General features: G+C 68.1%; 16 protein-coding genes. 1 reads left to right on the top strand and 15 read right to left on the bottom strand.

The genetic code is table 11. The features are described from left to right. Positions 1-140: 140 nt before the first annotated feature. The 6 genes from VGE49_RS05750 to VGE49_RS05725 form a co-directional block, all read right to left on the bottom strand. On the bottom strand, positions 141-557 hold the full coding sequence (locus tag VGE49_RS05750) for a MerR family transcriptional regulator (RefSeq protein ID WP_331033605.1): 417 nt from the start codon (positions 555-557) through the stop codon (positions 141-143). A 6-nt stretch (positions 558-563) separates the two neighbouring features. Continuing rightward, entirely contained in the window at positions 564-872 is a 309-nt protein-coding gene (locus VGE49_RS05745) for an integration host factor subunit alpha (protein WP_105562122.1), read from the bottom strand. Between the two features lie 71 nt (positions 873-943). Next, entirely contained in the window at positions 944-1,921 is a 978-nt protein-coding gene (locus tag VGE49_RS05740) for a beta-ketoacyl-ACP synthase III (protein ID WP_331033604.1), read from the bottom strand. Next, the gene (gene plsX / locus VGE49_RS05735) at positions 1,921-2,991 is read right to left on the bottom strand and encodes a phosphate acyltransferase PlsX (RefSeq protein ID WP_331033603.1); all 1,071 of its coding nucleotides are present in this window, start codon (positions 2,989-2,991) and stop codon (positions 1,921-1,923) included. Before plsX ends, VGE49_RS05740 begins: the two co-directional genes overlap by 1 nt. A 96-nt stretch (positions 2,992-3,087) precedes the next feature. After that, positions 3,088-3,621 carry a YceD family protein gene (locus VGE49_RS05730; protein ID WP_331033602.1) on the bottom strand — a complete coding sequence of 178 codons (534 nt, stop codon included), beginning with the start codon at positions 3,619-3,621 and terminating at the stop codon, positions 3,088-3,090. Beyond that, a complete protein-coding gene (locus VGE49_RS05725; RefSeq protein WP_331033601.1) occupies positions 3,618-4,145 on the bottom strand; it encodes a ubiquinol-cytochrome C chaperone family protein in 528 nt (175 codons plus the stop codon). Before VGE49_RS05725 ends, VGE49_RS05730 begins: the two co-directional genes overlap by 4 nt. Before the next feature lie 87 nt (positions 4,146-4,232). Here VGE49_RS05725 and bamE point away from each other — a divergent pair, with 87 nt between their 5' ends. Beyond that, entirely contained in the window at positions 4,233-4,712 is a 480-nt protein-coding gene (bamE, locus tag VGE49_RS05720) for an outer membrane protein assembly factor BamE domain-containing protein (protein ID WP_331033600.1), read from the top strand. A gap of 54 nt (positions 4,713-4,766) precedes the next feature. Here bamE and VGE49_RS05715 read toward each other — a convergent pair whose 3' ends face one another. The 9 genes from VGE49_RS05715 to VGE49_RS05675 form a co-directional block, all read right to left on the bottom strand. Beyond that, a complete protein-coding gene (locus tag VGE49_RS05715; protein ID WP_331033599.1) occupies positions 4,767-6,917 on the bottom strand; it encodes a sodium-translocating pyrophosphatase in 2,151 nt (716 codons plus the stop codon). Between the two features lie 178 nt (positions 6,918-7,095). Continuing rightward, positions 7,096-7,524 (bottom strand): hypothetical protein, encoded by a 429-nt coding sequence (locus VGE49_RS05710; protein ID WP_331033598.1) that lies wholly within the window; start codon positions 7,522-7,524, stop codon positions 7,096-7,098. 39 nt (positions 7,525-7,563) lie between these two features. Beyond that, on the bottom strand, positions 7,564-8,553 hold the full coding sequence (thiL, locus tag VGE49_RS05705) for a thiamine-phosphate kinase (RefSeq protein ID WP_331033597.1): 990 nt from the start codon (positions 8,551-8,553) through the stop codon (positions 7,564-7,566). Continuing rightward, entirely contained in the window at positions 8,540-9,034 is a 495-nt protein-coding gene (nusB, locus tag VGE49_RS05700; RefSeq protein ID WP_331033606.1) for a transcription antitermination factor NusB, read from the bottom strand. Before nusB ends, thiL begins: the two co-directional genes overlap by 14 nt. A gap of 41 nt (positions 9,035-9,075) precedes the next feature. Then, positions 9,076-9,540: a 6,7-dimethyl-8-ribityllumazine synthase gene (gene ribH / locus VGE49_RS05695; protein ID WP_404822167.1), complete on the bottom strand. Its 465-nt coding sequence runs from the start codon at positions 9,538-9,540 to the stop codon at positions 9,076-9,078. After that, positions 9,534-10,670: a 3,4-dihydroxy-2-butanone-4-phosphate synthase gene (ribB, locus tag VGE49_RS05690; protein ID WP_331033596.1), complete on the bottom strand. Its 1,137-nt coding sequence runs from the start codon at positions 10,668-10,670 to the stop codon at positions 9,534-9,536. The genes ribH and ribB overlap by 7 nt, the downstream gene beginning before the upstream one ends. Then, a complete protein-coding gene (locus VGE49_RS05685; protein WP_331033595.1) occupies positions 10,667-11,257 on the bottom strand; it encodes a riboflavin synthase in 591 nt (196 codons plus the stop codon). Before VGE49_RS05685 ends, ribB begins: the two co-directional genes overlap by 4 nt. 77 nt (positions 11,258-11,334) lie before the next feature. Beyond that, positions 11,335-11,961: a bifunctional diaminohydroxyphosphoribosylaminopyrimidine deaminase/5-amino-6-(5-phosphoribosylamino)uracil reductase RibD gene (gene ribD, locus VGE49_RS05680; protein WP_331033594.1), complete on the bottom strand. Its 627-nt coding sequence runs from the start codon at positions 11,959-11,961 to the stop codon at positions 11,335-11,337. After that, the coding region (locus tag VGE49_RS05675) for a transcriptional regulator NrdR (RefSeq protein ID WP_331033593.1) at positions 11,961-12,356 on the bottom strand (396 nt) is incomplete at its 5' end. The genes VGE49_RS05675 and ribD, both read right to left, overlap by 1 nt.

The raw sequence follows: 12,356 nt of genomic DNA, 5'->3' as shown, positions 1-12,356 counted from the left end.
GCGACAGGATTCGAACCTGCGACCCCTTGACCCCCAGTCAAGTGCGCTACCAGGCTGCGCCACGCTCCGAAGGCGCTCCGTATAGACGGCGATTCCGCAGTCCGCAAACGCTAAAACGCTCTTTGAACAACAAGTTCGCCTTAGCGATGCAGAACAGCGTCCAGACGCGCCTTCGCCGATTCCAGGTCGGCCAGAACGGCGCCCAGGCGCGCGGCCTCGAACGGCGCGGCGGCGACTGCGGCGGCGGGTTCGCGCTCCACGTCGGCGTCGATCTCCAGCGCCGTCGTCGGATCGCCATAGGCGGCCAGACGGGCCAGCCCCTGCTCCTTGTGCAGACGCTGCACGCCGCGGATCGTCAGCCCCTCGTCGTGCAGCAGCCGCCGCACGCCCTTCAGGACGGTGACGTCCTCGGGCCGATAGAAGCGACGCCCGCCCGCGCGCTTGACCGGGGCGATGAAGTCGAACTTCGTCTCCCAGAAGCGTAGGACATGCTGGGGCGCGCCGACTTCGTCAGCGGCCTCGGAAATGGTGCGAAAGGCGTTCGGGCTTTTGGCCACGGTAAATCAGTCCTCGACGACCGCGTCGTGGACCCGGCTCTTCATGATCTGCGAGGCGCGGAAGCTGATGACCCGACGCGGGTTGATCGCCGCCGGCTCGCCCGTCTTGGGGTTGCGGCCCATGCGGGCGCGCTTTTCGCGCACCTGGAAGACGCCGAAGCCGGACAGCTTCACCGTCTCGCCGCGCTCCAGCGATTCGACGACCAGTTCGAGCGTGCGCTCAACCAGACCGGAGCATTCCTGGCGGGACAGGCCCACCTCTTCATGCACCGCCTCGCACAAATCCGCCCGGGTCAGGGTGTCTTGTCCCGTCACTGCGTCTCTCCGCTGCCAATCCGAACGCATAGAAGGGCAAAGTCGCCCCGAATCAAAGCCCTGAATGCAAATCAGAGACGGAAGGCGCAGGCGCCCCAGGTCAAACCGCCGCCCATGGCCTCGACCAGCACCAGATCGCCGCGCTTGATGCGCCCGTCCTTGATGGCCGCATCCATGGCCAGGGGGATCGACGCCGCCGAGGTGTTGGCGTGCATGGCGACGGTCGAGATGACCTTGTCCTCATCCAGGCCCAGGCGCTCGCCGACGCCCTTGATGATGCGCTGGTTGGCCTGGTGGGGCACGAACCAGTCGATCTCGGGGATCTCGACCCCCGCCGCCTCGGCCGCGCCGACGATGGCCTCGGCGATGTTCACCACAGCGTGGCGGAAGACCTGGTTGCCCAGCATCTTCAAGTGACCGACCGTGCCGGTCGTGGCCGGGCCGCCGTCGACATAGAGCATGTCCGACTTGGAGCCGTCGCAGCGCAGGGCGAAGCCCAGCACCCCCTGATCGGCCTTGGTCCCCTGCCCCTCGCGCGGCTCGACGACGAAGGCGCCGGCGCCGTCGCCGAACAGGACGCAGGTGGTCCGGTCGTTCCAGTCCATCAGCCGGGTCATTTCCTCGGCGCCGATGACCAGGGCGCATTTGGCCATGCCGCGCGCGACAAAGCCGTCGGCCACGCTCATGGCATAGACGAAGCCCGAGCAGACCGCCTGAACGTCGAAGGCGATGCCGACCGGCGCGCCCAGCTTGGCCTGCACGATGGCGGCGGTGGCGGGGAAGGTCTGATCCGGGGTGGTGGTGGCGACGATGATCAGGTCGACATCCGCCGCCGTCTTGCCGGCGTCGGCCAGGGCGCGGCGCGCAGCCTCGACGGCCAGGTCGCTGGTCGGCTCGTCGTCGCGAGCCTGATGGCGTTGCCTGATGCCGGTGCGCTCGACGATCCACTCGTCCGAGGTGTCGACGAACTTGGCCAGGTCGGCGTTGGTGACGACCTTCTCCGGCAGGAAAGAGCCGACGCCGGTCACGGCGCTGCGAATGACGCTCACTAGTGGGTCTCCCCGATGGTTTCGGCGGCGGCGGAGGGCTGATCCAGGGCGGCGAGCCGCCCCAGGTTGGCCCCGACCTTGGCCATATAGTCGCTGCGCGCCAGATCGACGGCGATGCGGATGGCGTTCCCATAGCCCTGAGGCGTGGCGCCGCCGTGGCTTTTCACGACGATTCCGTTCAGGCCCAGCAGAGGCCCGCCGTTGATGGCGTTGGGGTCGATCCTGGCGGCCATGCGCTTCAGCGCCGGCATGGCGATCAGGGCGCCCAGCTTGGCGACCGGACCCGAGGTCAGCGCCTCTTTGAGCAGGCTGGAGATGAAACGCGCCGTGCCCTCGGCCGTCTTCAGGGCGATGTTGCCGGTGAAGCCGTCGGTGACGATGACGTCCACCGTGCCCTTGGCGATGTCGTCGCCCTCGACGAAGCCGTGATAGTTCAGCGGAATGCCGCCTTCGCGCAGGATGGCGTGGGCCTCGCGCACCTCGTCGTGGCCCTTCATGTCCTCTGATCCGACGTTCAGCAGGCCGACGCTAGGCTTGGCCACGCCATGAACGGCGGACTGGAACGCCTCGCCCATGATGGCGAACTCGATCAGTTGCTTGGCGTCGCTGCCGATGTTGGCGCCCACGTCCAGAACGGCGGTGTAGCCGCGCAGGGTCGGCCAGCTGGCGACGATGGCGGGGCGCTCCAGCCCCGGTGCCGCCATGCGCAGGATCAGCTTGGAGATGGCCATCAGGGCGCCGGTGTTGCCGGCGGATACGGCGGCGGCGGCCTCGCCCGTCTTCACGGCCTCGATGGCGTTCCACAGGCTGGAACCCTTGCCCCGACGCATGGCCTGGGCCGGCTTTTCGTCCATGGCCACCACCTTGTCGGTGTGGCGCACGTCGCAGACGGCGTCGGTCAGGCCGCAGCGCGCCATCTCGGCGCGAATCGCGGCCTCGTCGCCGTGCAGCAGGAAGCGCAGACCCTCGCCGTCATGCCGCGAGAAATAGTCCTTCACGCCGCCGACCACGACCGAGGGACCGTGGTCTCCCCCCATGGCGTCGAGCGAGATCAGTGTTGGGGATGCCAAGTGGAAATGGACTCCGTCGCCGTCTTGTCGCGGCTTCATATAGGGATGCAGGACGCAAATGTCGCACCCTTGGGATGCAACCAGCCCGACGTCAGGTCAACCTTCGTCGGCGCCGTCCTTGGGACGCAGGGTCTTCAGCACCGCGAAAGGCGAGATTTCGCCGGGTTCCTTGGGCTGCTCGAACACCGCGCCCGGCTTGCGCGGGAACGGGTCCAGGCTAAGCGCCAACTGCTCCACCGCGTACTGACCCAGGTCCAGGCGGCCGTCTTCGATCTGATCGGGCGAATCGTCGTCCAGCTCCAGGTCGATCTCGCCGTCCTCGTCTTCCTCGCGCTCGGTCGCCTCGACCATCTGCACCGAGAACTTGCGATCAATGTGAACCGGCAGCGGCTCCAGCGTCAGGCCGCAGGTCTGAACGGCGTCCGCGACGACGCGCCCTTCCATCCGCCAGCCCGAGACGGTCGGAATGAGATTGATCTCGGCCTGAAAGGCGTCGAGCGCCTGAAGGTCCAGAGCGCGGGCGATCCGCTTGATGGCGTCGGCGTCCGGCGTCAGGACACGCTGGAGGCCCGCGCCGATCTGATGCAGGCGCAGCGGTTCGCTGTAGGGCAAGGGAGGCAGGTCGGTCATGCGGCGATCTCCGCCCAGGCCGGAGCCTTGGACACGGCTTCAAATGATTGTTGCGTCAGGTTCTGACGCGAGGTCACGGCGTAACGCGCCAAGGCCTGTCCGGTCGCGGCGTCGGCGCTCTCATAGACGTTCTTGGCCAACGAAGCGGCCAGGGCGTCCACGTCCTCGGCGCGCAGCGGACCTTCATAGGCGCTCATGCGACCATAAAGGGACTCGCCCAGCTTGCGCATCTTCTTGCCGACCGAGACGTCGCCGACGCCGAGCTCGCGCAGGGTGTGGTCCAGCGACGAGATGTAGACGTCAAACAGCTTCTGGGCCGCGACCTCGCCGCGCTCGCCGTCCTGCTTGAGCCGCAGGAACAGAATCAGCACGTGCAGGGTGTAGAGTTCGAACCGGGCGTCGATCCGGTCGGCCACGCCCAGGGCGGTGTAAAAGGCCGGCTGGCGGGCCTGCTCGACCGCCAAGGCATACAGGGCGTCGCCCTGGCGCTCATCGGGCCGCTGTCGGAAGAGATTTCTAAGCATTTGGATCGGCCCCTTTTCCGCCGCGCCGTTGCACTAGGACGCAGCGCCGGTTAGGTCAAAGACCTTGTTATGCTGAGGCGGACGCTGATGCCCCGATTTACACCGATCTTCGCCGCCGTCGCTCTGGCCGCCGCAGCCGGCGCCTGCGCGCCCGTCGTCGCCACCCAGGGCTTCCAGGCGATCGACGCCAAGCCTCAGGACGTGGTGGCCGGCACCGACACCAAGGAAACCGTCCTGGCGCGCCTCGGCTCGCCCTCGACGACCTCGACCTTCGAGCCCGACACCGTCTGGTACTACATGACCCAGATGACCGAGCGTTACACCTACAACAAGCCGCAGGTGTCGCAGCGCACGGTGACGGAGATCACCTTCAACAAGGCCGACGACAAGGTCGCCGCGGTCCGCACCCTCAGTCTCGCCGATGGCCGCGACATCACCATGCAGCGTCGCGAAACGCCGACCCGCGGCCGTCAGCTGACCATCCTGGAACAACTGCTGGGCAACGTCGGCCGCGGCCAGTTGCCGCGCACCGAGGAAGACGTCCCCGGCCAGCGCCGCCCGGACTAAGCTTCCTGACCGAAAAGAATCAGGCCCCGAGGAGCGATCCTCGGGGCCTTTTCGTCAGACGATCTTCCCGCTGGCCAGCACCGCCAGCAGCAGAAGCGCCACGATGTTGGTGATCTTGATCATCGGGTTGACCGCCGGACCGGAGGTGTCCTTGTAAGGATCGCCCACGGTGTCGCCGGTGACGGCGGCCTTGTGCGCTTCGGAGCCCTTGCCGTGGACCACGCCGTTCTTGTCGGTGAAGCCTTCCTCGATCAGCTTCTTGGCGTTGTCCCAGGCGCCGCCGCCCGAGGTCATCGAGATAGCCACGAACAGGCCGGTCACGATCACCCCCATCAGCATGGCCCCCAGAGCGGCGAAGGCGTTGGCCTTGTCCGGCTGGATGAACAGGACGACCACGAACAGGACGATCGGCGACAGCACCGGCAGCAGGCTGGGCACGATCATCTCGCGGATGGCCGCGCTGGTCAGGATGTCCACCGCCCGGCCGTATTCCGGCTTGGTCTGGAAGGTCATGATGCCGGGGTTCTCGCGGAACTGACGACGCACCTCGGCCACGACGGCCTCGGCGGCGCGTCCTACCGCCGTCATCGACATCCCGCCGAACAGGAAGGGCAGCAGCCCCCCGAACAGCAGGCCGACCACGACGTAGGGGTTGGACAGGTCGAAGGCGACCGCCCCCATGCCATGGAAGAAGCTGCCCGGCGCGGCGTCGGCCGAGAAGTGCTTGAGGTCTTCCACATAGGCGGCGAACAGGACCAGAGCCCCCAGACCCGCCGAACCGATGGCGTACCCCTTGGTCACGGCCTTGGTGGTGTTGCCCACGGCGTCCAGGGCGTCGGTCGAGACGCGCACTTCCGGCGGCAGGCCCGCCATCTCGGCGATGCCGCCCGCGTTGTCAGTGACCGGACCGAACGCGTCCAGAGCCACGATCATCCCCGCCACGCCCAGCATGGTGGTGGTGGCGATGGCGATGCCGAACAGGCCCGCCAGCTGGAAGGCCGCGACGATGCCGACGATGATGGTCAGGGCCGGAAGCGCCGTGGATTCCAGCGAGACGGCCAGACCCTGGATCACATTGGTGCCGTGGCCCGAGACCGAGGCGTTGGCCACCGACTTGACCGGGCGGAAGCCGGTGCCGGTGTAGAACTCGGTGATGACCACGATGCCCGCCGTGACCAGCAGGCCGACGACGCCGGACCAGAACAGGTTCATCGGCTGGATCAGAAGCCCGCCCGAGGTCTCGACCGCGCCAGGCAGCAGGGTGTTGATCACCCACCAGACCGCGACCACGGACAGCAGGCCCGTCACGATCAGGCCCTGATACAAGGCCCCCATGATGTTGCCGCCCTTGCCCAGTCGGACGAAGAAGGAGCCGATGATCGAGGTCACGATGCAGATGCCGCAGATCGCCAGCGGCAGCATCATCATCACTTCGACATAGGGCTGGTTGCGGAAGAAGATGGCCGCCAGGACCATGGTCGCCACGGTCGTGACCGCATAGGTCTCGAACAGGTCGGCGGCCATGCCGGCGCAGTCGCCGACGTTGTCGCCCACGTTGTCGGCGATGGTGGCCGCGTTGCGGGGGTCGTCCTCGGGGATGCCGGCCTCGACCTTGCCCACCATGTCGCCCCCCACGTCGGCGCCCTTGGTGAAGATGCCGCCGCCCAGTCGCGCGAAGATGGAGATCAGCGAGGCGCCGAAGCCCAGGGCCACCAGGCCGTCGACGACCGTGCGGCTGGTGCTTTCAAAGCCCATGCCCTGGGTCATGAAGGCGTAGTAGCCCGACACGCCCAGAAGCGCGCCGCCCGCCACGAACATGCCGGTGATGGCGCCCGAGCGGAAGGCCAGGTCCAGCCCCTTGGCCAGACTTTCAGACGCCGCCTGCGCCGTGCGCACATTGGCCCGCACCGAGATCAGCATCCCGGCGAACCCGGCGGCGCCCGACAGCACCGCCCCGATCAGGAACCCGAGCGCGGCCCAGGGCCCGATAAGCAAAAAGGCCGCGACCAAGATCACGACCCCCACCATACCAATCGTTGTGTACTGACGCTTCAGATAGGCCGACGCCCCTTCCTGGATCGCTGCGGCGATCTCCCGCATCCTGTCGTTACCCGTGCCGGCCTTCATCAGGACGGCGGTCTGGACAGCGCCGTAAAGCACCCCCAGCGCGCCGGCCGCGATGGCCAGCCAAACGTAATTCATCATGGCGTTTCCAAGCCCTTGTGCAACGAGCACACGGATCCTTGGCGCGGGCGGGCGTTTCGCCTCGTCTCCGCCTTCCGGTCCCCCCGTGCGCCTACGGACGCAACCTCACGTCCCCCGGGAATTGCGGCTTAACAGTGTCAAATGCGCCGCTGTGACGCAACAGTGCTCTGCGAGGGGGTCAGACGCCCCTCATGCCCGTGCGGCGGCGCGGCGTCTGGCTGACGACCTCGACGCGCGCCACCGCCCCACGCGCGATCAGGGTCGAGGCCGAGCGGATCACGCTGGCGCTCAGGGCCGCCGTGTCCAGGGCGGTCCAGCTGTCGGCCAGGGTGAAGGGCGTCCGATGCCCGGCGCGAACCAGGGCGTCACGCAGATAGACCTCCTTGGCCCGCACTGCCTCGACCGCATGGCCCGGCCCCAGATGCAGCTTCAGCACGATGAAGACGTAGTTGCGCACCCGACCGTCCACGATGACCGGCAGGCCGACGCCTGTCATGTTGACGAAGGCGGCTGCGGGCGGGGCGGCCTTTTCCGAGGCGTGGGCCGAACCCGTCATGGCGGCGGCGGTCAGGACGGCTCCAGCCTGGATCAGGGCGCGACGTTGCATGAACCCACCCTACTGCGCCCCGGTTAGGATTCCGTTGCTCTAACCGTGGGTCCAGCCGGTCCGGGTCGGGGCGATCTCCTGTCCCAGATGGCGCACGATCACGCCCCTGCCCTCGACCACGCGGCCGATGCGGGTCAGGCGCAGGTGACGGCGTTCCGCTTCACGACGAAGAGCGTTCTCGGCGCCCGCCGGAATGGTCAGGACGATCTCGTAGTCGTCGCCGCCCGCGGCCAGCAGTTCGAGCGCGCCCTGGGCGTCCACGCGGCCGTCCAGCCAGGCCTGGGCCGCCGCCGACAGGGGCAGGACCTCCAGATCAAGTTCGATGCGCACGCCGCTGGCCTCGACGATGTGGCCCGCGTCGGCCAGCAGGCCGTCGGACACGTCGGCGCTGGCGGTGGCCAGGCCGCGCACGACCGATGCGAACTCGACGCGCGGCATGGGGGTGCGATAGGCGGCCTCCAGCGCGTCCATGCGCTCCGGCTCCAGCGACAGGGCGCCCTGCGCCGCCTGAAGGCCCAGCCAGCCGTCGCCGATGGTGCCGGTGACGAAGACCAGATCGCCGGGCCGCGCCCCGCCCCGGCTGACCGTCGAGGAGGACGGCGCCCAGCCCAGCAGGGTGGCGGAGAAACTGGCCGGTCCCGGCGTCTTGACCGTGTCGCCGCCCAGCAGGGCAATGTCGAAGATGGCCTGATCGCGCCGCAGCCCGGCGACGAAGGCCTCGCGCTCGGGCCAGCCGCAACGCTCGGACCAGTGGCAGGCCAGCAGATAGCCGAAGGGCTCGGCCCCCTTGGCGGCCAGGTCGGACAGGTTCACGCGCAGCAGCTTCTGCGCCACCGTGTCCAGAGGGTCGTCGGGCAGGAAGTGGACGCCCTCGATGATGGCGTCCTTGGTCAGGACCAGATCATGCCCCGGACGCGAGGGCAGCACGGCCACGTCGTCGGCCAGCCCCCTCGCCCATTCCGGGTGCGCCAGCGGCTTCAGAAGCCGCTGGATGGTCTCGAATTCGCCAGCGACGTCAATCGCGGGCATCGCGCGCCACGCCGTCGAGCGCCGCGTTCACGAACTTCGCCTCTGCTTCGTCGAAGAAGGCCTTGGCCAGCTCGACATACTCGTCGATGACGATTTCACGCGGCACGTCGGGCTTGGACTTCAACTCCCAGGCGCCGCAGCGCAGCAGGGCGCGCAGGGTGGCGTCCAGACGCTCCAGCCGCCAGTTGGAGGCCAGACGCGCCTTGACGGCCTCGTCGATGGCCCGCTGGTCCTCGACCACCCCGTGGACGATGTCGGAGAACCAGTCCTCGTCGGCCTCGGCCAGGGGCGCGCCGTCGATGTCGGCGTCGAAGCGATGATCGCGGAATTCCTTGACGATGACGTCCACGCCCTCGCCCGCCAACTCCATCTGATACAGGGCCTGGACGGCGGCCAGACGGGCGACCGTGCGGGCGCGGCGCTGACGGCTGGTCAGTTGCGGCTCGGCGCGGGCTTTGTCGGCCTCCGCCAGTTGGGCCATGACTTCGGCGACGGTCGCCGGGGTGGTGTTGGTCGGCTCGGTCACGAGGCCAGTCCTCCGCGCAGGCGCTTGCGCAGCGCGATCAGATCCAGGCAGGCGCGGGCGGCGCCGCCGCCCTTGTCGCCTTCGCTCATCCGGGCGCGGGCCCAGGTTTGCTCTTCGTCCTCGGTCGTCAGGATGCCGTTGCCGATGGCCAGGCCCTTGAGGCCCAGGTGCATGATGCCGGCGGCCGACTGATCCGAGACGATCTCGAAGTGATAGGTCTCGCCGCGAATGACGCAGCCCAGGGCGACATAGCCGTCATAGCGGGGCGCGGTCGGGAAACGACCGGCTTCCTCGGCCAGGGCGATGGCGGTCGGAACCTCCAGGGCGCCGGGCACGGTGACGACGTCGAACTGCACGCCTTGCGCGCGCAGGGCGTCCTTGGCCCCTTCCAGAAGGGCGTCGGCCAGGTCGTCGTAGTAGCGCGCCTCGACGATCAGGACGCGGGTGGGGTCGTTCAGGATTGGTCTTCTCCGTCCATATCGCGCCAGCCCACGATGCGCAGGCCGTAGCCTTCCAGCGCCGTCGGATTGGGCCGCGTCGAACTCATCACGATCATGTCTTTGACGCCAAGGTCGAGCAGAATCTGGGCGCCGACGCCATAGGCTTTCAGCGAACGATCCACGGCGGTCGGCTTGTCCGCCCCGCCCAGGCGCTCGGCCAGGCCGTGCAGGCCCGGATCACGCAGGAAGACGACCACGCCGGGACCGTCATTAGCGGTCAGGGCCTGCATCGCCTTCGGAATATAGTCCTGACGCGCCTCGACATGGCCCAGCAGGTCGGCGGCGAAGTCGATCTGGTGCATCCGCACCACGGTCGGCTTGGTCGGGTCGATGTCGCCGCGCACCAGGGCGATGTGTTCGGCGCCCTCAATGGTGTTGCGATAGAGGATCAGCTTGAAGGGCCCGCCGTGGACGCTCTCGAACGGGGTCTCCAGCAACCGCTCGACGAAGCGTTCGGTGCGGCGGCGATAGGCGATCAGGTCGGCGATGGTGCCGATCTTCAGCCCGTGCAGCTGGGCGAAGGCCACCAGGTCGGGCATTCGCGCCATCTCGCCGTCGTCCTTGATGATCTCGCAGATCACCCCGGCCGGGTTCAGGCCCGCCATGCGGCTGATGTCGACGGCGGCCTCGGTATGGCCCGCGCGGACCAGAACCCCGCCGTCGCGTGCGACCAGCGGGAAGATGTGGCCGGGCGAGACGATGTCGTCCACCCCGCGGGTCGGGTCGGTCGCGACCTGAATGGTGTGCGAACGGTCGGCGGCGGAGATGCCCGTGGTCACGCCCTCCTTGGCCTCGATCGAGACGGTGAAGGCGGTCTTCATGCTCTCGCGATTGTCGGCGGCCATCGGCGGCAGGCGCAACTGCCGCGCCCGCTCGCCGGTCATGGCCAGGCAGACCAGGCCGCGCGCATAGCGGATCATGAAGTTGATCTGGTCCGGCGTGGCGAACTGGGCCGGAATGACGATGTCGCCCTCGTTCTCGCGATCCTCGGCGTCCACCAGGATGTAGGGGCGGCCGTTGCGGGCGTCCTCGAGAATATCCTCGATCGGGCTGATCGGGCTGTCGGTATTGTGGACGGCCAGTTTCATCATGCGGTCTCCTGCCACCGCGCGAGGTAGCGCGCCAGCATGTCGATCTCCAGGTTGACCTTGTCGCCGACCTTCAGGCCGCCGAGCGTGGTCGCATCCCACGTATGCGGAATGATGTTCAAGTCGAAGCGGCGCTCTTGCACCCCATTCACGGTCAGGGAAACCCCATCGACGGTGATTGAGCCCTTCGGGGCGATAAATCGGTGCAGCGGGGCCGGCGCCTCGACCACGATGCGGTGCGATCCGCCCTCGGGCGTGATCGAGACGACCTCGCCCAGACCGTCGACGTGGCCCGAGACGATGTGTCCGCCCAGTTCGTCGCCCAGCCTGGCCGCACGCTCCAGATTGACGCGCGCGCCCTCGGCCCACTCACCCAGCTTGGTCTTGGACAGGGTCTCGCCCGAGACCTCGACCGCGAACCAGCCCTCGCCCTTCTCGGTGACGGTCAGGCAGCAGCCCGCGTGGCTGATGGAGGCGCCCAGGTCGATGCCGGCCGTGTCCCACACGGTCTCGATCTCATACCGACGGTCGCGGTCGGTTTGGCGGACGCTGCGGACGCGGCCGATGTCGGTGACGATGCCGGTGAACATGAAAGCTCCGGTCCCTTCGGACCCAAAAAACAGAGTCTAATTAGTCTAATTCGTCTGAAATCGCGCCTGAGGAGGCGTCACGCTCGCGCGTAGCGTTCCCACAGGTCGTCTCCGACAGGCTCGACGCCCAGACGACGGAACTTGGGGGCGTCGGCCAGCTTTGCAAGCGCCAGGGAGGCGACGCAGGGCCTGCCCTCCCCGCCCAGCAGGATCGGAGCGCGGAACCATTCGATGGCGTCCACCACGCCCGCCTGCAGGAAGGAGGCGGCGACGCGGCCTCCGCCCTCGATCAACAGCGACGTGACGCCGCGAGCGGTCAGGGCCTCCAGCACGGCGGCGACGGCGGGGCGGCCGTCCTCGGCGGCGACCGCGACTACCTCGGCTTTGCCGACGGCGTGGGACGCGGCGGTCGTCAGGATCAGGGTGTTGCCGCTGGCGACCCTGGCCGTCGCGGGGGTGTGCAGGCGGCTGTCGAGAACGACGCGCAGGGGATGCGACCCGGCGTAGTCAGGAAGACGGACGGTCAGCTCGGGATCGTCGGCCAGCACCGTCTCGACGCCGACCAGGATGGCGTCATGAGCGGCGCGCAGGCGGTGGCCCTGCTGGCGCGCCTCGGGTCCGGTGATCCACTGGCTTTCGCCGGACGCCGTGGCGATGCGGCCGTCCAGCGACGTCGCCAGCTTCAGGGTGACGCGCGGGCGCATCAGCGCGGGTCGTCGGGCTTGGTCTCGTCGAAGCCCTCGTCGCCCAGGAATTTGGCGAAGTCGCCGGTGTGGCGGAAGTCCTTGTAGACCGAGGCGTAGCGGACGTAGGCGACCTCATCGACCGACTTCAGCGCCTTCATGATGAAGTCGCCGACAATGCTGGAGGGGATCTCGGTCTCGCCCAGGCTTTCCAGTTGTCGCACGATGCGGCTGACCAGCAGCTCGACCTGATCGGGCTGCACGGGACGTTTCCTCAGGGCGATGCCCAGCGAGCGTTCCAGCTTGTCGCGGTCGAAGGGGGTGCGGCGGCCGTTCCGTTTCAGGATGACCAGTTCGCGCAGCTGCACCCGCTCGAAGGTGGTGAAGCGCCCGTTGCACTGCGGACAGGACCGACG

This window comes from Brevundimonas sp. (assembly GCF_036405315.1).
GTDB lineage: Bacteria > Pseudomonadota > Alphaproteobacteria > Caulobacterales > Caulobacteraceae > Brevundimonas.
Note: the sequence above shows the minus strand (reverse complement) of the source record. Positions and strands in the feature narration are given on the sequence as shown.

Bases quoted from the DNA above. Each gene is read 5' to 3' on its own strand.
- VGE49_RS05730 (WP_331033602.1), bottom strand. From the start codon at position 3,621: ATGACCGACCTGCCTCCCTTGCCCTACAGCGAACCGCTGCGCCTGCAT.
- VGE49_RS05725 (WP_331033601.1), bottom strand. From the start codon at position 4,145: ATGCTTAGAAATCTCTTCCGACAGCGGCCCGATGAGCGCCAGGGCGAC.
- bamE (WP_331033600.1), top strand. From the start codon at position 4,233: ATGCCCCGATTTACACCGATCTTCGCCGCCGTCGCTCTGGCCGCCGCA.
- VGE49_RS05715 (WP_331033599.1), bottom strand. From the start codon at position 6,917: ATGATGAATTACGTTTGGCTGGCCATCGCGGCCGGCGCGCTGGGGGTG.
- VGE49_RS05710 (WP_331033598.1), bottom strand. From the start codon at position 7,524: ATGCAACGTCGCGCCCTGATCCAGGCTGGAGCCGTCCTGACCGCCGCC.
- thiL (WP_331033597.1), bottom strand. From the start codon at position 8,553: ATGCCCGCGATTGACGTCGCTGGCGAATTCGAGACCATCCAGCGGCTT.
- nusB (WP_331033606.1), bottom strand. From the start codon at position 9,034: ATGGCCCAACTGGCGGAGGCCGACAAAGCCCGCGCCGAGCCGCAACTG.
- ribB (WP_331033596.1), bottom strand. From the start codon at position 10,670: ATGATGAAACTGGCCGTCCACAATACCGACAGCCCGATCAGCCCGATC.
- VGE49_RS05685 (WP_331033595.1), bottom strand. From the start codon at position 11,257: ATGTTCACCGGCATCGTCACCGACATCGGCCGCGTCCGCAGCGTCCGC.
- ribD (WP_331033594.1), bottom strand. From the start codon at position 11,961: ATGCGCCCGCGCGTCACCCTGAAGCTGGCGACGTCGCTGGACGGCCGC.